Source organism: Microbacterium arborescens (genome assembly GCF_049707515.1).
GTDB classification, from domain to species: domain Bacteria; phylum Actinomycetota; class Actinomycetes; order Actinomycetales; family Microbacteriaceae; genus Microbacterium; species Microbacterium arborescens_B.
On sequence record NZ_JBNAFI010000008.1, the window covers coordinates 45744 to 68561 of the forward strand.

At 69.9% G+C, this 22818-nt stretch carries 21 protein-coding genes; 7 read left to right on the forward strand and 14 right to left on the reverse strand.

Annotated elements, in window-relative coordinates:
* Positions 1 to 163 precede the first annotated feature (163 nt).
* The 4 genes from ACPYN5_RS14610 (at position 164) to ACPYN5_RS14625 (ending at position 3934) form a co-directional block, all read left to right on the forward strand.
* Complete coding sequence (locus ACPYN5_RS14610; protein ID WP_424449716.1) at positions 164 to 700, forward strand: LbetaH domain-containing protein; 537 nt, start codon at positions 164 to 166, stop codon at positions 698 to 700.
* Complete coding sequence (locus ACPYN5_RS14615; protein ID WP_424449717.1) at positions 697 to 1797, forward strand: glycosyltransferase; 1101 nt, start codon at positions 697 to 699, stop codon at positions 1795 to 1797. Before ACPYN5_RS14610 ends, ACPYN5_RS14615 begins: the two co-directional genes overlap by 4 nt.
* A gap of 137 nt (positions 1798 to 1934) precedes the next feature.
* The gene (gene gmd, locus ACPYN5_RS14620; RefSeq protein ID WP_424449718.1) at positions 1935 to 2960 is read left to right on the forward strand and encodes a GDP-mannose 4,6-dehydratase; all 1026 of its coding nucleotides are present in this window, start codon (positions 1935 to 1937) and stop codon (positions 2958 to 2960) included.
* On the forward strand, positions 2957 to 3934 hold the full coding sequence (locus ACPYN5_RS14625) for a GDP-L-fucose synthase family protein (RefSeq protein WP_424449719.1): 978 nt from the start codon (positions 2957 to 2959) through the stop codon (positions 3932 to 3934). Before gmd ends, ACPYN5_RS14625 begins: the two co-directional genes overlap by 4 nt.
* On the opposite strand, the gene ACPYN5_RS14630 is transcribed toward ACPYN5_RS14625, so the two are convergent.
* Positions 3866 to 5410: a hypothetical protein gene (locus ACPYN5_RS14630; protein WP_424449720.1), complete on the reverse strand. Its 1545-nt coding sequence runs from the start codon at positions 5408 to 5410 to the stop codon at positions 3866 to 3868. The two genes, ACPYN5_RS14625 and ACPYN5_RS14630, sit on opposite strands and share 69 nt — an antisense overlap.
* Before the next feature lie 102 nt (positions 5411 to 5512).
* On the opposite strand from ACPYN5_RS14630, the gene ACPYN5_RS14635 reads away from it, so the two are divergent.
* On the forward strand, positions 5513 to 6997 hold the full coding sequence (locus ACPYN5_RS14635; RefSeq protein ID WP_424449721.1) for a tyrosine-protein kinase domain-containing protein: 1485 nt from the start codon (positions 5513 to 5515) through the stop codon (positions 6995 to 6997).
* A gap of 16 nt (positions 6998 to 7013) precedes the next feature.
* Here the strand turns inward: ACPYN5_RS14635 and ACPYN5_RS14640 are convergent, their stop codons facing one another.
* From ACPYN5_RS14640 to rplM, 4 genes are all read right to left on the reverse strand, one after another.
* Positions 7014 to 9032, reverse strand: a complete 2019-nt coding sequence (locus ACPYN5_RS14640; RefSeq protein ID WP_424449722.1) for a glycoside hydrolase family 71 protein — start codon at positions 9030 to 9032, stop codon at positions 7014 to 7016.
* A 395-nt stretch (positions 9033 to 9427) separates the two neighbouring features.
* Positions 9428 to 10786, reverse strand: coding sequence for a phosphoglucosamine mutase (gene glmM, locus ACPYN5_RS14645; RefSeq protein WP_424449723.1), 1359 nt, complete (start codon positions 10784 to 10786; stop codon positions 9428 to 9430).
* A 5-nt stretch (positions 10787 to 10791) separates the two neighbouring features.
* Positions 10792 to 11283, reverse strand: a complete 492-nt coding sequence (gene rpsI, locus ACPYN5_RS14650; protein ID WP_424449724.1) for a 30S ribosomal protein S9 — start codon at positions 11281 to 11283, stop codon at positions 10792 to 10794.
* Positions 11284 to 11311: 28 nt separating this feature from the next.
* On the reverse strand, positions 11312 to 11758 hold the full coding sequence (gene rplM / locus ACPYN5_RS14655; protein WP_424449725.1) for a 50S ribosomal protein L13: 447 nt from the start codon (positions 11756 to 11758) through the stop codon (positions 11312 to 11314).
* A 221-nt stretch (positions 11759 to 11979) separates the two neighbouring features.
* Between rplM and ACPYN5_RS14660 the strand changes: the two genes are divergently transcribed.
* Positions 11980 to 13623, forward strand: coding sequence for a sensor histidine kinase (locus tag ACPYN5_RS14660; RefSeq protein ID WP_424449726.1), 1644 nt, complete (start codon positions 11980 to 11982; stop codon positions 13621 to 13623).
* A 176-nt stretch (positions 13624 to 13799) separates the two neighbouring features.
* Here the strand turns inward: ACPYN5_RS14660 and ACPYN5_RS14665 are convergent, their stop codons facing one another.
* From ACPYN5_RS14665 to ACPYN5_RS14675, 3 genes are all read right to left on the reverse strand, one after another.
* Positions 13800 to 14792, reverse strand: a complete 993-nt coding sequence (locus tag ACPYN5_RS14665; RefSeq protein ID WP_424449727.1) for an LLM class flavin-dependent oxidoreductase — start codon at positions 14790 to 14792, stop codon at positions 13800 to 13802.
* Between the two features lie 71 nt (positions 14793 to 14863).
* Positions 14864 to 15349, reverse strand: coding sequence for a sigma factor (locus tag ACPYN5_RS14670; protein WP_424449728.1), 486 nt, complete (start codon positions 15347 to 15349; stop codon positions 14864 to 14866).
* A gap of 167 nt (positions 15350 to 15516) precedes the next feature.
* The gene (locus ACPYN5_RS14675) at positions 15517 to 15687 is read right to left on the reverse strand and encodes a CsbD family protein (protein WP_424449729.1); all 171 of its coding nucleotides are present in this window, start codon (positions 15685 to 15687) and stop codon (positions 15517 to 15519) included.
* A gap of 190 nt (positions 15688 to 15877) precedes the next feature.
* Here ACPYN5_RS14675 and ACPYN5_RS14680 point away from each other — a divergent pair, with 190 nt between their 5' ends.
* Entirely contained in the window at positions 15878 to 16768 is an 891-nt protein-coding gene (locus ACPYN5_RS14680) for a hypothetical protein (protein ID WP_424449730.1), read from the forward strand.
* A gap of 46 nt (positions 16769 to 16814) precedes the next feature.
* Here the strand turns inward: ACPYN5_RS14680 and ACPYN5_RS14685 are convergent, their stop codons facing one another.
* The 6 genes from ACPYN5_RS14685 to ACPYN5_RS14710 form a co-directional block, all read right to left on the reverse strand.
* Entirely contained in the window at positions 16815 to 17837 is a 1023-nt protein-coding gene (locus tag ACPYN5_RS14685) for an SDR family oxidoreductase (RefSeq protein ID WP_424449731.1), read from the reverse strand.
* A 123-nt stretch (positions 17838 to 17960) separates the two neighbouring features.
* Complete coding sequence (locus tag ACPYN5_RS14690; protein ID WP_424449732.1) at positions 17961 to 18329, reverse strand: hypothetical protein; 369 nt, start codon at positions 18327 to 18329, stop codon at positions 17961 to 17963.
* 144 nt (positions 18330 to 18473) lie between these two features.
* Positions 18474 to 18770: a DUF7882 family protein gene (locus ACPYN5_RS14695; protein WP_120265238.1), complete on the reverse strand. Its 297-nt coding sequence runs from the start codon at positions 18768 to 18770 to the stop codon at positions 18474 to 18476.
* A gap of 137 nt (positions 18771 to 18907) precedes the next feature.
* Positions 18908 to 20212 carry an HNH endonuclease signature motif containing protein gene (locus ACPYN5_RS14700; RefSeq protein ID WP_424449733.1) on the reverse strand — a complete coding sequence of 435 codons (1305 nt, stop codon included), beginning with the start codon at positions 20210 to 20212 and terminating at the stop codon, positions 18908 to 18910.
* A 329-nt stretch (positions 20213 to 20541) separates the two neighbouring features.
* A complete protein-coding gene (locus ACPYN5_RS14705) occupies positions 20542 to 21078 on the reverse strand; it encodes a hypothetical protein (protein WP_424449734.1) in 537 nt (178 codons plus the stop codon).
* 130 nt (positions 21079 to 21208) lie between these two features.
* Positions 21209 to 22735 (reverse strand): SulP family inorganic anion transporter, encoded by a 1527-nt coding sequence (locus ACPYN5_RS14710; RefSeq protein WP_424449735.1) that lies wholly within the window; start codon positions 22733 to 22735, stop codon positions 21209 to 21211.
* Between the last annotated feature and the right edge of the window lie 83 nt (positions 22736 to 22818).

Sequence of the window (22818 nt, forward strand, 5' to 3'; positions counted from 1 at the left end):
CCGCCGGAGAGACGGCGCAATCGCCGTCGCACGTCGGACATTCCCCCAATACCCCCCGAATCCGGACGGCGTCCCCACGCCTGTCCGTACGGAAGCGACGGTACCGCATCGGATGGCCTTCTGTCTCCAGCCGGTTCCCGGGCCGTGTGTACGATGAGGCGCCATGGGGGAACGGCGAAGGCTCGCTGGCTTCAGCGGCAGGGGATACGACAAGGGCCGCGGGCCCGTCTGGCAGGCGGCGTGGCAGCTCGCGTCGGCGATCGCGGTGATGCCGTGGTTCGTCCCGGTGCGGGTGCGCATCGCGGTGCTGCGGGCGTTCGGCGCGCGCATCGGGCGCGGGGTCAATCTCCGCTCCGGGGTACGGGTCCACTGGCCCTGGAAGCTCGAGATCGGCGACGACACCTGGATCGGCGAGCGCGTCTGGATCCTGAACCTCGAACCCGTCACGATCGGCAGCGACGTGTGCGTCTCGCAGGGAGCCCTGCTGTGCACGGGCAGCCATGACCGCCGATCCCCGACCTTCGAGTTCGACAACGCACCGATCGTCGTCGAGGACGGCGCCTGGGTCGCCGCCCGCGCGACGGTGCTTCGGGGCGTCCGGATCGGCGCCGACGCACTCGTCGGCGCCACGGCCCTCGTCGTCAACGACGTCCCCGCGGGGGGCACGGCGCTCGCTCCTGCCGCGGTCGTGCGGTCGTGAGGATCCTCGCGGTCGTCACCCTCGTCAGTCCGCACGGCGAGTACGGCGGGCCGGTGCGCGTGGCGCTGAATCAGCTCATGGCGCTGCGCGACCTCGGGCACGACGTCGTCGTGGCAGGGGCCGCGCGCGGCTACGACGTCGTCCCGTCCGAGGTCGACGGCATCCCCGCGCGCCTGTTCCCCGCGCGGACGATCATCCCGGGCATCGGCTTCGCGGGCATCGGGTCACCGGGTCTGCTGCGCTCGCTGCGACGGCACGTCGACGAGTTCGACGTGGTGCATGTCCACGCCGCGCGCGACCTCGTGACGCTGCCCGCGGCGCGCATCGCGCAGGCCCGCGGCGTCGCGACCGTGCTGCAGACGCACGGGATGATCGACGAGACCGCCAACCCGCTCGCCGTCCCACTCGATGCCGCGCTGACCCGGCCGGCCCTCGCCGCCGCGCGGGCGGTCACCCACCTGACGGAGCGGGAACGATCCTCGCTCGAGGCGGTCGGGCGTGGGCGCGCGCGCCTCGTCGAGCTGCCCAACGGTGTTCCCGCGGGGTCGCTGGCCGACCCGCCCGGCCCTGAACTGCTCTACCTCGCCCGTCTCGCGCCGCGGAAACGGCCGGTGCACTTCGTCGAGGCCGCGGCGCGCCTGGCGCCCGAGTTCCCCGCGGCGCGCTTCAGCCTCGTCGGACCCGACGAGGGCGAGGGCGACGCCGTGCGCGCCGCCATCGCGGCCTCGGGACACGCCGACCGGATCCGGTGGGAGGGCGCTCTGGAGCCGGCGCGGACAGGAGAGCGGATGCGGCACGCGAGCGGCTACGTGCTGCCGTCGGTCGACGAGCCGTATCCGATGTCGGTGCTCGAAGCGATGTCGGCGGGGCTCCCGGTCGTCGTCACCGACACCTGCGGGCTGGCCCCGGCGGTCCGCGACGCCGACGCCGGTTTCGTCACGGACGGCGGGCTCGAACCGCTCGTCGCCGCGATGCGACGACTGCTCAGCGACCCCGTCGACGCACGCGCTCGCGGCGCCCGTGGGCGCGCCCTCACCCGGGACCGATTCACCATGCCCGCCATCGCGGAGAGGCTCGTCACGCTCTACGCCCGATGACCCGCGCTTGTGGTGGAGAGCTCGGCATCCCTATACTCGCAACACCGTCGATTTGGGGATCGGCACGCGCCGAGCGGAGGGGTCCGCTCGGGTCGCGCGACGGGGCTGCAGCGCCGAGGCTTTGGGGGAGAACGCTCATGAAGCGTGCATTCATCACCGGTATCACGGGCCAGGACGGTTCCTATCTCGCCGAGCTGCTGCTCGCGAAGGGCTACGAGGTCCACGGTCTGGTCCGCCGCGCGTCGACGTTCAACACGTCGCGCATCGATCACCTGTACGTCGATCCGCACGAGGTGGGGGCGCGTCTGTTCCTGCACTACGGCGACCTCAGCGACGGCGTCCGGATGGCGACGCTGCTGGCGCAGATCCAGCCCGACGAGGTGTACAACCTGGGGGCCCAGTCGCACGTGCGGGTCTCGTTCGACGAGCCGGAGCACACCGCCGACACCACCGGCACCGGCTCGGTGCGGCTGCTCGATGCCGTGCGCATGTCCGGCATCCAGACCCGCTTCTACCAGGCCTCCTCGTCCGAGCTGTACGGGGCCACTCCCCCGCCGCAGAACGAGAACACGCCCTTCTACCCGCGTTCGCCCTACGCCGCCGCGAAGCTCTACAGCTACTGGATCACGAAGAACTACCGCGAGGCGTACGACATGTTCGCCGTCAACGGGATCCTCTTCAACCACGAGTCGCCGCGCCGCGGCGAGACGTTCGTGACGCGCAAGATCACCCGTGCTGTGGCGGCCATCAAGCTCGGGACGCAGGACCACGTCTACCTCGGCAACATCGACGCCGTGCGCGACTGGGGCTACGCCGCAGAGTACGTCGAGGGCATGTGGCGCATGCTGCAGGCCGACGAGCCCGAGGACTTCGTGCTCGCCACCGGCATCGGCATCACGGTGCGGGAGTTCCTCGAGGCCGCGTTCGGACACGTCGGTCTCGACTGGCGGCGTCACGTCCGTTTCGACGAGCGCTACCTGCGTCCGACCGAGGTGGACGCCCTGATCGGCGACCCCAGCAAGGCCGAGGAGAAGCTCGGCTGGAAGGCGACGGTCGGGCCGCTCGAGCTGGCGCGCATCATGGTCGACGCCGACGTCCGCGCCCTCGAGTTCGCCGGTCGCCCGTGGATCGACACCGTCGCCCTGTCGGGTTGGGCCGCGTGAGCGACGGTCTCGACTTCGTCCCGGGCCGCCTCGACAGACACGCGACGTTCTTCGTCGCGGGCCATCGCGGCCTCGCCGGCAGCGCCGTGGTGCGGCGTCTCGAATCGGAGGGCTTCGACCGCATCGTGACCCGGACCTCGTCCGAGCTCGATCTGACCGAGCGCGACAAGGTGTTCCGGTTCTTCCGCGAGCAGCGACCGCGCTACGTCGTGCTCGCGGCGGCCAAGGTGGGCGGAATCCTCGCCAACAGCACCTATCCGGTCGACTTCCTGAGCGTCAACCTCCGCATCCAGTCCAACGTCATGGACGCTGCGGCCGAAACGGGCGTCGAGCGGCTGGTGTTCCTCGGGTCGTCGTGCATCTACCCGAAGCTCGCCGCGCAGCCGTTGCGCGAGGACAGCCTGCTGACCGGTCATCTCGAGCCGACCAACGATGCGTACGCGATCGCGAAGATCGCCGGCATCCTGAACGCTCAGGCGGTGCGACGCCAGTACGGGCTGCCGTGGATCTCGGTCATGCCGACGAACCTCTACGGTCCGAACGACAATTTCTCGCCGCTCGGATCGCACGTGCTGCCGGCGCTCATCCGCCGCTACGACGAAGCTGCCGCGCTCGGGATCCCCGTCGTGACGAACTGGGGATCGGGCAACCCGCGTCGGGAGTTCATGCATGCCGACGATCTCGCATCGGCGATCGTGCACCTCATGGAGCACTACGACGGAGCATCGCACGTCAACGTCGGAACCGGTCGCGACATGACGATCCGCGAGGTCGCCGACGAGATCGCCGAGATCGTCGACTATCGCGGCGAGACCCGCTGGGATGCATCCAAGCCCGACGGCACGCCGCAGAAGCTGCTCGACATCTCGCTGCTGCGCTCGACCGGCTGGACGCCGGGCATCGGGCTACGCGGGGGGCTGGCCCGTACGATCGCGTGGTACCGGCGCAGCCACGCCGAGCTCCGCGTCGCCTGATCCCGCGCGATCCGGCTCCGCGCCATCCGAACCCTCGTCGCCGGGCAAACCCAGCTGCCCGGCGACGAGCAGAAGGCATGCGATCATCACGGTCGTCGCGCCGGTGGCCTGCAGGAGCGATCCGCGCATGAGGATCGTCATGTACACCGGCAGCACCGCGCCGACGATCGCCCACACGCCGCCGCCGGCGAACGCCGGGACGATACGCACGTCCATGGCCCGCAGCACGATGCCGAGCGCGATGAAGACGACCACGACGGCGATGATTCCGCCGTTGACCATCGCTTCGGCCCACATCGGCGCCGAGAGGTTGTCGAACGCGTATCCGCGGTACTCCGCGAGCACGATGCCGGTGTCGGTGGGCTTGTCGGGCCAGATCGCGCGCGGCACCCAGAACAGGATGCTGCCGAGGAACTGCCGTGCCGGCTCGACGAGACCGTCGAGCCAATAGGCGAGTGAGTTGGCGATCTGCCAGAACGCGTCGTAGTCGGGGTTCGCGAGGTACTCGCCGAAGAAGCTCGTACGGTTGACGCGCACCTCGTCGGTGCGGAAAGCGTCGGCGATCGGGAACACGAACAGGAACGCCACGATCGCCAGAAGCATCGTCACGCGCGCGCGGAACCGGGTCGCGGCAGCGCCCGCGAAGATCGCGAGGGCGACGGCGACGGTGCCGAAGGTGTATCGGGCGCTCGCGATCGGATTGACAATCAGCAGGAGGACGACCGCGGCCGCGACGGCGGCGGTCGTGTACGCGATGCGGCCGGCCCGTGAGCGCGCGACTCGGCGCAGCTGCGTCATCGCTCCCGTCGCGATGAGCAGCGGGTAGACCGCCGCCGCGTACATGACGGCACGCACCGCGGGATCGGGCCAGCGCGCCTCGCGGGCGGCGAACGCCGCCTCACGGCTGCCGAGGGCCGCGGCCGGGCCGAGCTGGGCGACGAAGAACGCACTGATGCCGAGCCCGACGACGGCGAGCCCGATCGCCCGCGCCGGGCCGACGGCGCGCGGCGCGCGTGCGGCGCGCGGCGGGCGGGCGTGCTGCAGGAGCATCCAGGCCGCACGTGCGATCTCGTAACACCCGAGGCCCAGCGCGACGATTCCCGCCGTGGGCAGGTCGAAGGCCGGATCGATGCCGGGCGTCGTGGTCGAAACGGCGTCGGCGCGGATCTGCGCCGTCGGCGCGAGCCCCATGAAGATGTAGCCGAAGACCCAGAAGAAGAAGTCGAACAGGTGGGGCCGTCCCGACACCCACGTCAGCGAGAGGCGGATGCCGCCGTAGACCATGATCAGCAACGTGACGATCCAGGCCTCGCTGCGCCCGCGGTCGGGGATGTCCGAGATGAGCGCGACCGGCAACGCGATGCTCAGCACGCCGATCGAGAGCGCGAGCAGCGCGATGCGCGCGCCGCCGCGCAGTGACGTCTCGGCGTCGCTGCGGATTCCCGCTGCGCCGATCGTTCCGGTGTGCTTCCCCACGAGCCTCCCCCTCGCATATCATGGCAGACGGGGGTCCGCGTGTTTCTCACACGCGGCATATTGGGGCCGCGTCGATTCATCGACGCGCGAATGGGGGACGCTATGGAGTCCAACCGTGTTCTGCGGGTGATCCGCTATCACTGGATGACGGTGGTCGTATTGATGGCGCTGGGCGCCACTGCTGCGCTCGCCTACGCCTGGTCGGTGCCACGGGAGTACACGGCTCGCGCCGACGTGTTCGTCGCGGTGACCGGCAGCTCGACGACGGGCGAATTGGCGCAGGGCAGCAACTTCTCGCAGCAGCAGGCGCGCAATCTCAGCACCGTTGCGACGCGTGAGATCGTGCTGGCGCCGGTCATCGACGAGCTGGGGCTGGAGGATTCGACCGCGAAGCTGCGCTCGCGCGTGTCGACCGCGGTTCCCCTGAACACGTCGATGATCTCGATCTCGGCGGTCGATCCGTCGCCGCGCGAAGCGGCTCGCATCGCCAATCTCGTCGCCGCCAAGCTCGCCGAGGTCGTGCCGACGCTCTCGCCGCAGGTCGACGGCACGTCGCCGGTCCGCCTGCGCGTCATCGAGAACGCCGTGCCGCCGAACCTGCCCTCCGCACCGCACACGCCGATGCTCGTCATCCTCGGAGCACTCGGCGGTCTCGTGGCCGCCGCCGGCGTCGTGCTGCTGCGGCTGATGTTCGGTACGCGCGTCCGCACGGTGGAGCAGGCACAGGAAGCCGCCGGTGCGGCGATCATCGGCACGGTGAGCGCCGACCGCACCGCGGACCGCGCTCCGCTCGCGCTCCTGTCGGCGCCGCACTCCCTGCGCTCCGAGGACTACCGCCGACTTCGGGGAAACCTGCGCTTCGTGCAGGCGTCGCAAGAGCACCGCGTCTTCGTGTTCACGTCATCCGTGCCGAGCGAGGGCAAGAGTACGACGGCCGCGAATGCCGCCGTCGCCCTCGCGGCCACCGGGGCATCGGTGTGCCTCGTCGAGGCCGACCTCCGACGGCCGAGCCTGAGCCGCATCCTCGACCTTCCGCCCGACCTCGGGTTCACGAACGTCATCGCCGGTGAGGCGACGCTCGACGACGCCCTGGTGGCATGGGGCCCCGACCGACTGCACGTCCTGCTGGCCGGGCCCGTTCCGCCCAACCCGTCCGAACTGCTCGAGTCCGAACGCGCCCTCGACGTTCTCGAGAACCTGCGTGCCGCGCACGACATCGTCATCATCGATGCGCCACCGGTGCACCCGGTCGCGGACGCTGCCGTCCTGGCGCGCGTCTTCGGCGGAGCGGTGCTGGTGGTCGGAGCCGGCCGGGTGCGCGAACGCGACGTCCGCCGGACGGTCGCGCGGCTGACCTCGGTGGGCGCCACGATCCACGGCGTCGTGCTGAACCTGGCCCGGTCGGCGCGCGCCGACCGGCGGAGCTACGCCACGTACGCCGTCGCACCGGATGCCGGGCGCCGCGTTCGCGGCGGTCGCGGCACGGGGGCGAGCAGTCGCGGCGCATCCGGCACCACCGACGCCTCGAACGAACGCCCCGCGGCCGACGGGCTCCGGGAAGAGCCGTCGGCCGCGGGGCGGCGGTGAGCGGTCGCTCCGGGCGTCAGCCCAGGCTGCTCACCCCGTAGTAGCTGAGATCCTGCACGCGCGGCGATCCCACGACGCGGTACGGAGAGGACAGCGAGACGATCCGCTTGCCGGAACGGTCGATGCTCGCCGACACCGCACCTTCTCGGAGCGGCACCGTGTACACCGACCGACCGGCCGGAGCGTCGAAGCGGGTCGTCGTTCCGCCCACGGTGACGGTGAGAGTCGCGGGAGCGGTGAGGTAGACGACCGCCTCCACCTCGTCGGTCGGGCTGCCCGAAGTGCCGCCGAGAGTCGGTGCCGCCAGCAGGTGGCCGAGGGTCGGTCGGGCACCGGTGAACTGCGTGCGGTGCACCAGGAAGGCCTGGTCCTGCGTAACACGCGGCTGCGTACCGCTGTGGAACCAGTCGAGGTAGGGCCGACTGATGTCGAGGAACGTGTCGCCGTGGTCGGCCGACGGGGCGAACTGCGTGCTCTCGCTGTAGTCGTTCCACGTCACCAGCTGCACGTACTGCGCCCCGGTGTCGATCGCGCGCTTCCAGGAGGCCCGCAGGTTGTCGGTGTTGCCCGATTCGGCGAACACGCCGGCGCGCGGCCGGTAGTCCTGCACCGAGACCGGCGCCATCCAGGTCTTCCCCAGGGCTGCGGCACGCGCGGCGTAGTCGGGGCCGTTGGCGGTGTGCCATTCGGTGCGCACGCCCCAGTTCCCGTACCCGTCGGCGATGCCGCGGAAGGCGGACATGTTGGCGTCGGAGGCGTTGAGGAACACGGCCTGGAAGGTCACGGGCACACCGTGCACCCGCTTCAGCCGGTCGATGATGCGCGACCACCAGTCGACGCTCTTCTTCTCGGCCGCGAACGACGACAGCAGCATCCGGTCACCGACGCGGAACGCGGCCTTGGACCGGTAGAGCTCCGCGAGCCGGTCCGCCACGGTGGCGGGATCGCTGTTCGCCACCGAGGCGGACGCATCGATCATCGGGACCACGGCGAAGCCGCCCTGCCGCTCGGCTGCGACGAAGAGATTCTTCGTCGCCTCCCAGTTGGAGCCGCCCACGCTCATGATGTTGACGGTGAAACCGTCGATGCCCGCGCTCTTGGCCTGCGTGACCTCGCGCCGAAGGTTGTCGAGCTTCCACGACGACGACCCGGAAGGCGGCACGGCGAGCGGTCGGTCGCGCAGCAGCCCGCCGTACTCGGCGTGCTTGCCGCCCTCGCCGTCCGGGCTCAGGTAGTTGCGCGTGTAGTAGTCGCTCTCCGCTGGCTTGTTGTCGATGGACACCGGGTACGGCGGGAAGTAGTGGGCGAACACCTTTCGCGAGGTGTCGACTGTGGACGGCGGCGCAGGCTGGCTCGGCGGCGCGGGAGCGCTCGGCGGCGTCGTGGGGGCGGGCGCGGCGGCGGGCTTGCGCGTGTAGGTGAGCTTCAGCGACGGCGCCTTGTCGCCCGTTCGGAAGAACGTCGTGGAGACGTGCTTCTGCCGGTACATCAGGCGGACGGAGAGCTGACCCTTGGCGGCGACCTGCGCGACGTCGCCGAGCGGCAGGGTCAGCGCCGAGCCGACCCGAGCGGTACTGCTCGACTGAGCCAGCCGGGCTCCGGCCTCACTCGGACGGTTGGCGTAGGTCAGGGTCGAGCTCGACCACGCGCCTCGCTCCGCGTAGACGTCGACACCGGCCGCTGTCGCGGTCGTGTACCGCACCGTCATCGACAGCGATGCCGACACGGGCTTCGTGGTGTCGACATCGGCCGGCAGCGTGAAGCGCGCGTAGCTCCGGTCCTGGGTCGACGTCGCGCTGAGCGGTTGGGTCTTCAGCACGGTCTTGGGCGTCCGTGACGAGACGGTGGCGACGTCGCTGGGCGCGACCGTCACCGTCACCGTGCGGGCCACGGTCGCTTGGGGGGCGACGTCGCCTGATGCCTGCGCCGAGCTGGCGCCGGCGAGCATGAGCGCAAGAGCGGACAGGGTCGCGACGACGGCTTGCGAAGATCGTCGTCGGCGGATGGTTCGGGGATCCTGATTGACGGGTTTCATGTCTTCCTCGTTGGGTAGCAATCACCTTGACGAGCGCGCACCGCCCGCCAAGTCCCTCCCCCAGCAATCCCCACGAGTGTGGCACGAAGCCGCGAGCGTGCAAAATGCGCCCCGCAGGTTCGGAACCACAAGGTCGTGTGAAGACGAGCGCAACGTTGCCGCAAGGTCTGCAGAGGCTCAGCCTTTCCTGCCCACCGGAAGATAATCTGATCCCACGGCCGCACACGCTCCGGATTCGGAGCTGTGAGCGGTGGGCCTCCCCGAAGAGGCCCGAACATCGATGCGCGCCATTTTGGGGGTGTGCGCGCACGGCTCGCCGTCCTGGCGTCCTTGGGGGATGACGTCAGGACGGCGGCCTCATATCGCGCCCGCCGCGCCGGCGGCGGCGCAACGGCTCAGAGCGCGAGTCGGTCGGCCACGACGGCGGCGAGCTCGTCGGCGATGCTCTGCGCGTCGGCCGCGGTCGTCGCCTCGACCATGACCCGGACGAGGGGCTCGGTGCCGGAAGCGCGCAGCAGCACGCGGCCCGAGTCACCCAGACGCGCACTGGCAGCCGCGACGGCATCCTGCAGGCCCTCGTCGCTGCCCACGCGATCGCGGTCGACGCCGCGCACGTTGACGAGCACCTGCGGATAGACCGTCATGACAGCCGCGAGTTCCGCGGCCGTCTTGCCCTGACGCGCCATCTCGGCCGCGAGGTGGAGCCCCGTCAGCAGTCCGTCGCCGGTCGTCGCGTAGCGGCTCATGATGACATGGCCGCTCTGCTCGCCGCCGAGGCCGAAGCGGCCCTGGTTCATCCGCTCGAGCACGTAGCGATCGCCCACCGCGGTCTGCTCGACCGTGATGCCGTGTTCGGCCATCGCACGGTGCAGCCCCAGGTTGCTCATGACGGTCGCGACCAGGGTGTTGAAGGGCAGTCGCCCACGTTGCTTCATCGCCACCGCGAGGATGGCCATGATCTGGTCGCCGTCGATGACGCGACCTTCCGCATCGACGGCGAGGCAGCGGTCGGCATCCCCGTCGTGGGCGATGCCGATGTCGGCGCCCGTGCGGATCACCTCGGCCGCGACCCGGTCGAGGTGCGTCGAGCCGACTCCCTCGTTGATGTTGAGTCCGTCGGGATCGGCACCGATGACGGTGACTTTCGCGCCCGCATCGCGGAATGTCTGGGGCGAGACGCCGGATGCCGCGCCGTTGGCGCAGTCGAGGACGACGTGGATCCCGTCGAGCGTGTGCGGAAGCGACCCGAGCAGGTGCACGACGTAACGGTCCTCGGCGTCGGCGAAGACCCGGATGCGTCCGACGTCCGCGCCCGTGGGCTGGAGCTTCGGGCCGGTGAGAGCCTCTTCGATGCGTCGCTCGACCTCGTCGGGCAGCTTGACCCCGCCGCGAGCGAAGATCTTGATGCCGTTATCGGGGGCGGGGTTGTGCGACGCCGAGACCATGACGCCGAAGTCCGCGTCGATGTCGCCGATGAGGAACGCCGCAGCGGGCGTCGGCAGGACTCCCGCATCCAGCACGTCGACGCCGGATGACGCCAGGCCCGCGGCGACCGCGGCCGAGAGGAACTCGCCCGAGACGCGCGGGTCGCGCGCGACGACGGCGGTCAGCCGCTTGCCGGCGGCCTTTCGCGCCTCCGCGATACGGCCCTGGCCCAGGACGACGGCAGTCGCCTGGGCCAGGGTGAGTGCGAGTTCGGCGGTGAGGGGGCCGTTGGCCAGCCCCCGAACACCGTCCGTACCGAACAGCGCCACGGAGCTTAACGCTTCGAGTACTGAGGAGCCTTACGCGCCTTCTTGAGACCGGCCTTCTTGCGCTCCTTGACGCGAGCGTCGCGCGAGAGGAAGCCGGCCTTCTTCAGGGTCGGGCGGTTGTTCTCCTCGTCGATGCCGTTCAGCGAACGGGCGATGCCCAGACGCAGCGCGCCGGCCTGACCCGAGGGGCCACCGCCGGAGATGCGGGCGATCACGTCGTACGAGCCGGCGAGCTCGAGCACCGTGAACGGGTCGTTGATCAGCTGCTGGTGCAGCTTGTTCGGGAAGTAGTCCTCGAGCGTGCGGCCGTTGACCGTGATGGTGCCCGAGCCGGGGATCAGACGCACGCGGGCGATGGCCTGCTTGCGGCGACCCACGGCAGCGCCGGGGACGGAGAGCACCGGACGCGGTGCGGCGGCGGCAGCGGCCTCCGACGCGGGCGTCTCGGTGGAGTAGTTCTGGGGAGTCTCCTCGAGGGAGTCAGCGATCTTCGCCATCAGTGTTTCCTTGAGTGTTTCGCGGCGCTTACTGGGCGACCTGGTCGAAGGTGTAGGTGGTGGGCTGCTGCGCAGCGTGCGGGTGCTCGGCACCGGCGTAGACCTTGAGCTTCGAAAGCTGCTGGGCGCCCAGGCTGTTCTTGGGGAGCATGCCGCGAATGGCCTTCTCGACCGCGCGGACCGGGTTCTTCTCGAGCAGCTCCGCGTAGGTGACCGACTTCAGACCACCCGGGTAGCCGGAGTGGCGGTACGCCTTCTTCTTCTGGAGCTTCTGGCCGGTCAGGGCGACCTTCTCGGCGTTGACGACGATGACGAAGTCACCGGTGTCGACGTGGGGGGCGAACGAGGCCTTGTGCTTGCCGCGGAGAAGGACCGCGGCGTGCGAGGCGAGGCGGCCGAGGACGACGTCGGTTGCGTCGATGACCAGCCACTCGCGCTGGATCTCGCCAGCCTTGGGGGTGAAAGTGCGCGTCACAATAGTGCTGCTTTCTTATATCGAACGGAGAAGTTCGTGAATCCCGCTCCGGGGTGGTTCTCGTGGAGAACACGCCAGTGGAGGGCTCACGTTCGCGGTACCGAGCCAGCGGGCACAGGCACCAAAGAGACAGCGTACGCTAACTACCGACGTAATCAAAGCCGTGCCTTCTCCCCGGGCCGTTCTTCGATCCCTCCCACACCTCGATCGGAGACCCCCGGATGCCCCTGTTCGAACTCGAACGGTCGCGCGTCGGACGCCTGCGCGTGTTCACGCGCGCGCAGCTGCCTTTCACGGTCGGGGCCCTCCTCGTGTTCGTGGCGCTCGCGATCGGCGCGCCGGCCTCGCTGTCGACCCCGCTCGTGTGCGCTGCGGCCCTGCTCACCCTGGTGTCCACGATGGCCACGGCCCTGCTGCCGTGGGAGCGTGTCTCGCCGTCGTGGCTGCTCGTCGTGGCTGTCGCCGACATCGTCGCGGTCGCCCTGCTGCGCGCCGAGGTCATCTGGCTGATGCCGGGCGTGAGCATGCTGGCGATCTTCCCGATCCTGTGGATCGCCTACGGCTTCCCGCCCGTCGCGTTCGTCGCCGCCGTGGGCGCCACCGCGCTCATGACCTCGCTGCCCTTCGTCGTGCGCGGAAGTTGGCCGACGACACCGCTCGACTGGGTGAACGTATTCACCCTGCCGGGCCTCATCCTCGCCATCGCCGTCGTCGTGAACATCGCGGCTGAGCACCTCCGGCGCCGCGGCGCTCGGCTGCGCGCACTTCATGAGGAGCGCGCCCGGGCCCTCACCCGAGCCCACGACAACGAGCTCGTGCTGCGCACCGTTCTCGACACCGTGCGCAGCGGCGTGGTGCTGTACGACGACGCCGGTCGTCTGGTCCTGGCCAACCGCACCGCCGAGGAGCTGTCGCGAGCGATGGGTTTCTCACTGAGCGAGCCGCCCTACGCGGGCGACGCGGTCCTCGCCGCCGACCGCTCGACCCCCGTGCCCCATCACGAGCAGCTCATCCCCCGCGCGTTGCGCGGTGAGAGCACGAGCGACACCGTCGAGTGGGTCGGTCCGGCGTCGGCACAACGGGCGATCCTCGCCGACTCCGACCGGGTTCGCCGGGCCGACGGAACCCTGCTGGGCACACTCGTGGCCGCGCACGACGTGACCGAGCTGGCGGATGCCGCGCAGATCCGACAGGACTTCCTGCGAACGGTCTCGCACGAGCTGCGCACTCCGCTGACGAGTGTGACGGGATACCTCGATCTGCTGACCGACCATGTGCGCGACGACGACCCGGCGGCGACCCGGTACCTGTCGATGGTCGAGCGCAACGTCCTCGTGCTGACCGACCGCATCAACGAGCTGCTGGCCGCCGCTTCGACCGACACCGAGGTCTCGCCGCGGCCGGTCACCCTCAGCGAGCTGATCGCCTCGGCGGTACGCGCCGTGTCGCCTCGAGCCGAGAACCGCGGCAGCTCCATCCAGCAGATCGGGGCGACGGCCGACCGTGTCGTGCTCGACCCCGTCCGCATCCGTCAGTCCCTCGAAGAGCTGCTCGTGAACGCCGTGAAGTTCAGCCCGCCGGCATCCGCGGTGGTCATCGGCCAGCGCGTGGACGAGTCGGGCGTCCAGATCGTCGTGAGCGACAGCGGCCCCGGCTTGAGCTCGGCCGAGCGCACGCGTGTGTTCGATCCGTTTTACCGGACCGACTACGCCCGACAGAACGCCATTCAGGGCTTCGGCATCGGCCTCTCGGTCGTGCGCAACGCCGTGGTCGCCCACGGCGGGCGGGTTCGGGTCGGCGCGTCCGCTTCCGGCGGCACGGCGATGGCCATCGTTCTGCCCGCGACGCCTCCGATCGGGCGCTGACCCGGCGGGCTGCCACAGCCCGACACCCGGGGCGGGGAGCCGTTCCCCAACCAGCTCCCCGACCCGGAATCGCACGGTGCCCCACTACTGTCGCCGGAGCGGGCTGCCCATTCCGTACGCGAGCACGCGACCGGGGGTGAGTGCGCGTTCGGTCGTCCTGGGGAGGAGAGGATGCCTCAGCGCGGGGCCGCGTCGAGTCGTTCGCGCAGCGCCCGCAGAAGCCTGCCCGCGCGTCCGCCGAGGAAGGCGCCCTGATCCTGCGAGATCTCGTGGAGGTACAGCCGGTCGAAACCGGCCGCGACCAGGTCGGCGAGGCTGTCGGCTAGCTCGGCGATGCCACCCGGTGAATCCACGCCGATGATGACGTGCTCGGCGAGCTCCGCGTCGGTCGGCTCACCGGCGCGCGCGGCGAACTCCTCCGGCTGCGCGATGTCCCATGCCTCGGGCGGGGCCACGACGCCGTGCAGCCACTGATCCCGGACGAGCGCGGCCGCCTCGGCGGATGTTCCGGCGAGGGCGATGTGCACCTGCAGGCAGGTGGGGCCCAGGCCGCCCGCATCCAGATAGGCGTCGACGACCTCGGCGACCTGCTCGCGCCGCGTTCCCACCGTGACGAGCCCGTCGGCCCACCCCGCCGCCCAGCGCGCGGTCTCGGCGGAGGCCGCGGTCGCCATGAGCGTCGCCGGGCCCGCCGGCAGGCTCCACAGGCGCGCGTCGTGCACGCGGACACGGCCGTCGTGATCGACCGTCTCACCGGCGAGCAGGCCGCGCATGACGCCCACGCACTCGCCCAGCCGCGCGGTGCGCTCGTCCTTCGACGGCCACGGCGCGCCCGTGACGTGCTCGTTGAGCAGCTCTCCACTGCCGAGCGCTGCGAAGTAGCGTCCGGGGAACATCTCGGCGAGGGTCGCGATCGCCTGCGCGCTGACGACGGGGTGGTACAGCTGGCCTGGCGTCGAGACCGATCCGATCGAGAAACGCGTCGAGGCGAGCGCCGCACCGAGCCAGGCGATCGCGTTGCCGGAGTGCCCCTGGCGCGGTGTCCAGGGAGCGAGATGGTCGGCGCTGAACGCCCCGTCGAATCCGACGCGCTCGGCCTCGATCACGGCCTCCAGAAGCGCGCTGGGCGCGAGCTGTTCGTGCGACGCGTGATATCCGATGAAGGCCATGCCTCAGTCTTTCCGGCGTGCCCGGGAGAGAGATGCCGGTTGCCCCGGGCGCGGTCGGTGCGGTAGCGGGCTCAGGCGACGGTCTCGACATCGAGCCGTGCGTCATGAAGGCACGTCAGCGCCTCACGCATCCGCGCCTTCACCACGCCGATCGGTTGTCCGGTGCGTTCCGCTATCTCGGCCTGGCTGCACCCGCCGAATGCGGCCAGGTCGAGCACCTGCTGCTGCACCGGCGTGAGCCGGCTCACGCGGTCGAACGCGCGCCTGCGGACGAGTGAGAGGACCCACCGCCGGGCCGTACCGGCACTCTCATCGAATGCGGAGGCAGTGTGCCAGATCTCCAGGAAGGCCTCTCCGACGACCTCTTCCGCGAGGGAGCGGCTGCCGGTCACGTGCAGCGCAAGGCCGAAAGCCGCCGCCCCGATCGCGTCGTACAGTCGCGCGAAGGCGATTCGGTCATCAGCCGCGGCAGCGATGAGGAGGCTGTCGAGCTCAGGCTCGAGCTCGGTGCGCTGCGGCTCGCCCGGAGCGGTCTCGGGCACGAGGAGATCCGTCATGAGGAAATCGTGCGGCCAGGTCGCCGCCGCGGGAAACGCTTGTCTCGCCCGCTTCCCCGTGCTAGGCGAATCTAGTCAGGTGAATGGATCTGCGAACTCGTTCGGCGGCTGGAACGGCAGAGCGCCCCGGGTCACGGGGACCCGGGGCGCTCGCGTGAAGAAGCGTCTTACTTGAAGGCGTCCTTGACGTTCTCGCCGGCCTGCTTGACGTTGGCGGCGGTCTGGTCCTTGTGGCCTTCGCCTTCGAGACGCTCGTTGTCGGTGGCCTTGCCGGTGGCTTCCTTCGCCTTGCCGGCAACGTCCTGAGCTGCGTTCTTGATCTTGTCGTCGAGTCCCATATCGGCCCCTTCCGTCGATCTGCGTCCGGGGCTCATGTCCCCGGATGCCGGGACGCTTCATCCCGGTCATCTCACGGTAGGTCGGCCCGGTCCGACCGCGCACCCGGTCGCGTTCGAGCCGGGAATGAGGTAATGCGCGAGCGACGGCACTCTCAGCCTTCTCGTGACCGGGTGGGGCACGATCGTTCCCATGGCTTCACGATCCCGGATGCTGCGCCGTCGGCGTCGCCTCGGGATCGCCGCCATCCTCGTCCTCGTCCCCGTACTGCTCGTGACGGTGATCACCGCGATCGGAGTGACGGCCGCCAACCTGCTGAGCACTGCCGGCGAGGCACCGGTGCTGGGCAGCGAGCCGCGCGAACTCCCACCGAACGCCGGCGACATCGATCCGGGGAACCTCATCGATGACGACCTGTTCTTCGATCGCGACGCCCTGTCGGCCGCGCAGATCCAGGAGTTCCTCGACGAGCGGATCGGCGAATGCGTCAACGGCGCGTGCCTGAACGTGGCGACGGCGGGCATCTCGTCGCGCGAGGCACGGGTGTCCGAGCGGACCGGCGAGGTCGTGTGCCGCGCCATCGAGGGCGGCGAGCTCCCGGTCGCGGAGATCATCCATCGCGTCCAGGATGCCTGCGGGATCTCGGCGCGCGTCATCCTGGTGACTCTTCAGAAGGAGCAGTCGCTTGTCGAGGGGCGCGCGGCTCGGGCACCCTCGGACGCGCGGCTGCGCACGGCGATGGGCGCCAGCTGTCCCGACACGGCGCCATGCGACCCGCAGTACGAGGGCGTGGGCGCGCAGATCGTCGCCGGGGCGACCGACCTCGCGTCATACCGGGCGTCGGGCTTCATGCGCCAGCCCGGCACGCACTTCATCGCCTTCCACCCGAACCCCGAGTGCGGCGGCACGGATGTCGCGATCGCGAACGACGCCACCGCGGCGCTGTACAACTACACGCCATACCAGCCCGACGCTGCGGCATTGTCCGCGGGATGGGGATCGGGCGGCCCCTGCTCGTCGTACGGCAACCGCAACTTCAGCTACTACTTCGCACTGTGGTTCGGGTCGGTGCGCGCCGGCTGACGGACGCGGCCGTGCCGCGAGACGGCGCCCGCGCGCCCCGCGACATTCAGCGCCGCCGCAGCAGCGCCCTCGCTCCCGCGACCGCGCCCGCTACAGCGCCCGCGATGGCGGCGGAGGCGGCGGTGTAGAGCGGCGCCCGGTGGCGGATGGCCCAGGTCTGCAGGCTCCCGTTGCGCGCGCGGTCATCGAAGACGCCGTGGGCCCCGTGGTCGCCCGGCACCGGCTCGTAGAGGTTGGGGGCGCTCCCCGGCGCGCCGGCATCGGGGGCGAACTGTCCCTCCCACGCGTTCTTCGCGAGGTACCAGTCGAGGAAACGACCGGCGACGCGGGTTCCGAGGATGAGCCCGACCGTCGATTCCCCCACCCAGGTGCGACGGCGGGGTCGATCCGCGACGTCGGCGACGGCGCGGGCGCCGACTTCGGGCTGGTAGATCGGCGGCACCGGCTGCGGGTGGTGCGGGAAGTTCGACTTCACCCACCCGAACTGCGTCGTGTTGAGGGCGGGCATGTCGACGATGGACACCGCGACGCTGCTCTTCTCGTGCGTGAGTTCGGACACGACGGCATCCGTGAACCCGTGGACCGCGTGCTTGGCGCCGCAGTAGGCCGACTGCAGCGGGATGCCGCGGTGGGCGAGCGCAGAGCCGATCTGGATGATGTGTCCGTGGTCGCGATCGCGCATGCGCCGCAGGGCCGCGCGCGTGCCGTTGACGGTGCCGAGGTAGGTAACCGCTGTGGCGCGGTCGAAGTCGTCGGCGGACGTGTCGAGGAAGGCGGCGATCGCCCCGGACATGACGTTGTTCACCCAGAGGTCGATCGGGCCGAGAACGTCCTCCACCTCGGTGGCGGCCCGGTCGACGGCATCCGAGTCGGCGACGTCGACCGAGACGGCGAACCCGCGCCTGCCGGCCTCTTCGATGTCAGCGACAGCGCCGTCGAGCCCGTCGCGTCCACGTGCGAGCACCGCGACATCCCAACCGCGGCCGGCCAGCTCGCGGACGATGGCACGGCCGAGGCCGGCGCTTCCTCCCGTGACGACGGCGACTCCGCGCCCGGTTGTTGCAGCCATGACGATCTCCTTCCACCGAGGCATCCACGGTGGAAGCTCGCGATCTCGCGACCATTGTCGGCACGCGTGGGCGTGCGCACGCAGCTGTTGCCAGCCCCGACGGAATGGTCTAGGCGAGAGCGCTCAGCGCATGCCTGTCATGCGGTCCCACTGCAGCGACTTGAACTGCAGGAAGGTGCACAGGGTGCCGGCGAAGGCGACCTCGGCGGCGAGACCGGCCATCGCGTACGGCGTGAGCGTCAGATCCTCCGAGCGAGCCGAGAGCGTCGCCTCCCACTCGGGTTCGTCGATCCCGCGGGGCTGGAGGTAGATGTCGGCGGGCGCGTTCTGCAGATGCACGATCACCAGGCCGGTGTCGAGTCCCTCGGAGCCGTCCTGGATCGCGACCTTGATCTCGACGCCGTGCGACTGGCCTTGCTCGACGAACTCCGCCACCCACTGCTCGAGCAGGGTCTTCGTGCGCACCGGCACACGCGTCATGTCGTCGCTCATCAGGTGAAATCTTGCCACAATCGGAACGACCTCGCCCGGTTTTCTGCAGGCCGCGGTGCGAACCGCCGAACTACTGGACGGGCTCGTGCACGCGTCTGTCGAAAGGTGGGAATCGAGGCGGTGGCGGTCAGGGTCAGAGCGGCGTCAGCCCTGGGGCTCGGGCACCATACGGAGGCCGTCCGCGCTGTTCGCCGATTCCATCAGGGCGTCGATCCACTTCGGGTTGATCTGGGGCTGCCGACTGCCGGCGAACTGGAACTGCACCGAGATGGTGGGGTGCAGCCAGAAGTCGCGGCGGCTCGTCCCGTGGGGAGAGGTCGTCTCGAACATGAGGGGCTCGCCGCGCCGCAGCTTCGTCATCAGGACCAGCCGGAGATGAGCCAGCGCACGGTCGTCGATCTCAACGAAGTTCGCCGCGTTGTCGTAGAAGAATCTGCCCACCGCGACAGCTTAAGCCGCCCCGGATGCACGGAGGCTCAGTCGCCCGTCGCGGCGAGCAGCCGAGACGGTGACGGCTTCGTGCAGCGCTCAGGAGGAGCCGCCGCAGCAGGGCTTCGGGCCGCGCGCGTCGGGATCATTCAGAAGGGTGGTGGGTCGTCGGGTGGCCCGCCCGTTCCCGCGCCCGGTGGTGGTGGATTCGGGTTGTCGATCGTGAAGCACACCGCCGGTATCGGCACGTCTTCGCGGTAGACCCGCCCGAGCGGCGAGGTCCAGATCAGCACCCCGGCCCCGGCCTGCCGGACTCCCCACTTGGTGAATTGCTTCATGGAGTGGTGTCTTTGGCACAGGTGGGCGAGGTTGAAGATGTGGGTGTGGCCGCCTGTGGCGTAGTCGATGGTGTGGTCGATCTCGCACCGGATCGCCGCCCGCCGGCATCCGGGGAATCGGCAGTGCTGGTCTCGGGCGGTGAGGAATTTCTTCATCGACGCAGTCGGCCGGTACGTGTCGACCTCGACAGGGGTGCGGGTGACGGGGTCGATGAACAGCCGGTCCCACTCTGCGACCTGTCCCGCGAGCTTGCGTGCGCTCTCCGCGTCGATCAGCGCGGCCCCTATAGCTTCGGCGGGATGCTCGTCCTTGCCCATCAGCGTCTCGGCGGTGACAGCGACCTGCACCCGCCCGCGGATCGCCCCGAGCCCGCCGGCCCGGTCGGTCCCGTAGGTCGGGTCCACGACCGGCGCCCCGCCGAGGACGAGGTCGCTGAGGATGTCGGCGCGTAGTTGGTCCATCGTCCGCACATCGGGTGCCTCGGCAGCGCCCGCAGCATCCGCGCCACCCGCGCCAGCAGCATTCGCGCCAGCAGCATCCGCGCCACCCGCGCCAGCAGCATTCGCGCCAGCAGCATCCGCGCCACCCGCGCCAGCAGCGCCCGCGCCGTCGCCCACCACGCCACCCGCCCCGGCTGGCACTCGTGCGTCCTTGACCGCCTGGCCCATCTGCGTGAGCCGGTCGAGCATTCCCACCGCGATCACCGTGGGGACGGTCGCGATCACATCCGACATCCCGTCGGAACCGTGCAGCATCCGCACACACCGTCCCGCCGCAGCCTCGCGGTGTCGCTGTGTGAACGACCGCTCATGCAGTTTCTCCGCCAAAGCCCGCAACGGTTCGCGCACCCGGGTGGCGATGTCGCGCTCGCATACCGCGATCGCCGCAGCCTCGAACTCCGCCCGCACTTCCGCGGGCACGCCGGCCCCGGCTTTCACGACGACGTCGACGTGGTCGCGGGTGATCCGGCGAGACTCCCACGCGGCGAACACCGCGGGGTAGTCATCCACGATCGTCAACGCGTGATCGATATCAGCCTGCAACCGGCTGTCGCTGCGCCGCGCCAACCCTGCCGCCTCGGCCGCGACCGACCGCAGTTCCATGTCCGACGCCATCCCACGCACCCCATCACGGCGCGCCTCACGCAGCGCCGACCGACCCAACTCGGCCAGTGCCCGCGTTGTGAGAATGTCAGCCGCGTGCGCCGCGTTCAGTGCCTGAGCGAACGTCGAGAACGCGTGAGCGTGCGGCGACGGATCGAGGTCCCCACCCTGATCACGCTCATCGCCACCCGCTTGCATGTTCCCATCATGACAGCGGGGTACGACATTCCAATCGAACATCCTACCGCCTGTGGAGAACTCGCTCGTCCTCCTCGTCGGGGAGGAATCGCCGCACCCCAGGCGCAAGATCCCCACGCCCGCCGATGCGGAGACAGCCCAGTCTAGAGAACCGTGACGACAGCCGACTCGATCGCCTGCGGGACGGTCGCACGGAACTCGTACGGCAGCGTCGACGCCGACGGGTCGACGTTCGTGACCGTCACGCGGATGACGTAGTCGCCCGGCGGCACGTCGGAGAACACGCGCTGCGTCACACTGCCCTCCTGGTACTTCGCGATGACGACAGGGCCGCCCTCGGTGCTCGCGACGACCGTGCCGACATCGACCCGGACCGCCTCGACGAGGTAGCTCACCGTCGCGGTATCGGGACCGCTCGCCTCTTCCTCCCCGCTCAACCCCCAACGCGCGTAGTCGTAGATGATCGCAGCCGAGTTGATCTGCACGGTTCCCGGTGAGTATGAGGCGACATCGAGCCGGTCCGGGTAGACGACCGCGACCTCACGCACGGGCAGCGAGGCCGCTGCTGCCGGTGTCGCGGCTGCGACGACGATGACCGGCGCGGTCCACACCGCAGCGCGCAGAACACTGCGCCGCGTGACCAGGTCGGATGTCATGGCGGTCGGCCGGGGGTTGACCATCGTGCGCTCCGTTCAGCGGGGCCGCCGGAGAATCGCATCACCAGCTGCCAGATGTGGCAGAAAGCTACCTCCGTCACACGCTCGCACACCAGGGGTTGCGCTCCCCGACTGCCTACCTGCAGCCAGCCCGTCAGTGCGCTCCGACGTTTCCGCTCAAACGCCCATGCAGAGCGGATGCCGCGGCATCGAGCCCCTCGATCGTCACAGACTTACCGTGGCGTTCGTACTTGCTGACGATCGCGTCGAGCGCTGCCACCGTCGAGGCGTCCCACACGTGCGACCTGCTCATGTCGATGATGATGCGGTCAGGGTCGTCGGCATAGGCGAACTGCGTCGTCAGATCGTTGCTCGACGCGAAGAAGAGCTCCCCGTCGACCTCGTAACGAGCCACGGGCGCACCGCGGGAGAGATCGAGGACCCGGGTGACGGTGACGAAGTGGGCGACGCGGCGGGCGAACATGACCATCGCGGCGACGACGCCCAGGATGACTCCGATGGCGAGGTTGTGAGTCCACACCGTGGCCACGACCGTGATGAGCATGACCGCCGTCTCGCTCTTGGGCATCCGTCGGAGCGTGGCGGGACGAACGCTGTGCCAGTCGAACGTCGCCACCGTCACCATGATCATCACGGCGACCAGCGCCGCCATCGGCATGATCGCGACGACGTCGCCGAGCGCGAGCACGAGGATCAGCAGGAAGACCCCCGCGAGGAACGTCGAGATGCGCGTGCGCGCCCCGGATGCCTTCACGTTGATCATCGTCTGGCCGATCATGGCGCATCCGCCCATGCCGCCGAACGCGCCGGAGATGATGTTCGCTGCTCCCTGACCGAGCGCTTCCCGTGTCTTGCGCGAGTGTGTGTCGGTGATGTCGTCGACGAGCTTGGCCGTCATGAGCGACTCGAGGAGGCCGACGACCGCCATGGCGAGCGCGTAAGGCGCGATGATGCGCAGCGTCTCGAAGGTCAGGGGAACGTCGGGCAGGAACAGCGTCGGCAGGCTCGACGGCAGCTCACCCTGGTCGCCCACGGTCGGCACCTGCCAGCCGAAGGCGACGACCGCACCCGTGAGCAGCACGATCGTGACGAGCGGGGCGGGGACCACCTTGGTCAGCCGCGGCAGCACGACGAGGATGACGAGGCCGACCGCGACGAGCGGCCAGACGAGCCACGGGATGCCGGAGCCGAACAGCTGCGGCAGCTGGGCGAGGAAGATGAGGATCGCGAGCGCGTTGACGAATCCCACCATCACGGACCGCGGAATGAACCGCATGAGCTTCGCGACACCGAGCACGGCGAGCACGATCTGGATGAGGCCGCCGAGCAGGACGGTGGCGACGAGATAGTCCATGCCGTGCTCGCGCACCACCGGCGCAATGACGAGCGCGATCGCCCCCGTCGCCGCCGTGATCATGGCCGGCCTGCCGCCGAGGAACGAGATCGCAACGGCCATGATGAACGACGAGAAGAGTCCGACGCGGGGGTCGACGCCGGCGATGATCGAGAACGCGATCGCTTCGGGGATGAGCGCGAGTGCGACGACCAGCCCGGCGAGCACCTCGCGGGTGAGCAACCGAGGACTGCGCAGCGCCTGCAGCACCGTGGGCTCGATGCGGTAACGGGAAGCGCTGTCGCGAACGGGGGTGACGGCGGTCATCCGGTCCTTTCGGTCGATGCCTTCGGCGGGTGTCGGAATCGCGCCCGGTGCGACGCCCCGGTGCGACGCCGCGGTACAGCGCC

Bases quoted from the DNA above. Each gene is read 5' to 3' on its own strand.
- ACPYN5_RS14610 (WP_424449716.1), top strand. From the start codon at position 164: ATGGGGGAACGGCGAAGGCTCGCTGGCTTCAGCGGCAGGGGATACGAC.
- gmd (WP_424449718.1), top strand. From the start codon at position 1,935: ATGAAGCGTGCATTCATCACCGGTATCACGGGCCAGGACGGTTCCTAT.
- ACPYN5_RS14635 (WP_424449721.1), top strand. From the start codon at position 5,513: ATGGAGTCCAACCGTGTTCTGCGGGTGATCCGCTATCACTGGATGACG.
- ACPYN5_RS14640 (WP_424449722.1), bottom strand. From the start codon at position 9,032: ATGAAACCCGTCAATCAGGATCCCCGAACCATCCGCCGACGACGATCT.
- rpsI (WP_424449724.1), bottom strand. From the start codon at position 11,283: ATGGCGAAGATCGCTGACTCCCTCGAGGAGACTCCCCAGAACTACTCC.
- ACPYN5_RS14660 (WP_424449726.1), top strand. From the start codon at position 11,980: ATGCCCCTGTTCGAACTCGAACGGTCGCGCGTCGGACGCCTGCGCGTG.
- ACPYN5_RS14665 (WP_424449727.1), bottom strand. From the start codon at position 14,792: ATGGCCTTCATCGGATATCACGCGTCGCACGAACAGCTCGCGCCCAGC.
- ACPYN5_RS14670 (WP_424449728.1), bottom strand. From the start codon at position 15,349: ATGACGGATCTCCTCGTGCCCGAGACCGCTCCGGGCGAGCCGCAGCGC.
- ACPYN5_RS14675 (WP_424449729.1), bottom strand. From the start codon at position 15,687: ATGGGACTCGACGACAAGATCAAGAACGCAGCTCAGGACGTTGCCGGC.
- ACPYN5_RS14680 (WP_424449730.1), top strand. From the start codon at position 15,878: ATGGCTTCACGATCCCGGATGCTGCGCCGTCGGCGTCGCCTCGGGATC.
- ACPYN5_RS14685 (WP_424449731.1), bottom strand. From the start codon at position 17,837: ATGGCTGCAACAACCGGGCGCGGAGTCGCCGTCGTCACGGGAGGAAGC.
- ACPYN5_RS14690 (WP_424449732.1), bottom strand. From the start codon at position 18,329: ATGAGCGACGACATGACGCGTGTGCCGGTGCGCACGAAGACCCTGCTC.
- ACPYN5_RS14700 (WP_424449733.1), bottom strand. From the start codon at position 20,212: ATGGCGTCGGACATGGAACTGCGGTCGGTCGCGGCCGAGGCGGCAGGG.
- ACPYN5_RS14705 (WP_424449734.1), bottom strand. From the start codon at position 21,078: ATGGTCAACCCCCGGCCGACCGCCATGACATCCGACCTGGTCACGCGG.
- ACPYN5_RS14710 (WP_424449735.1), bottom strand. From the start codon at position 22,735: ATGACCGCCGTCACCCCCGTTCGCGACAGCGCTTCCCGTTACCGCATC.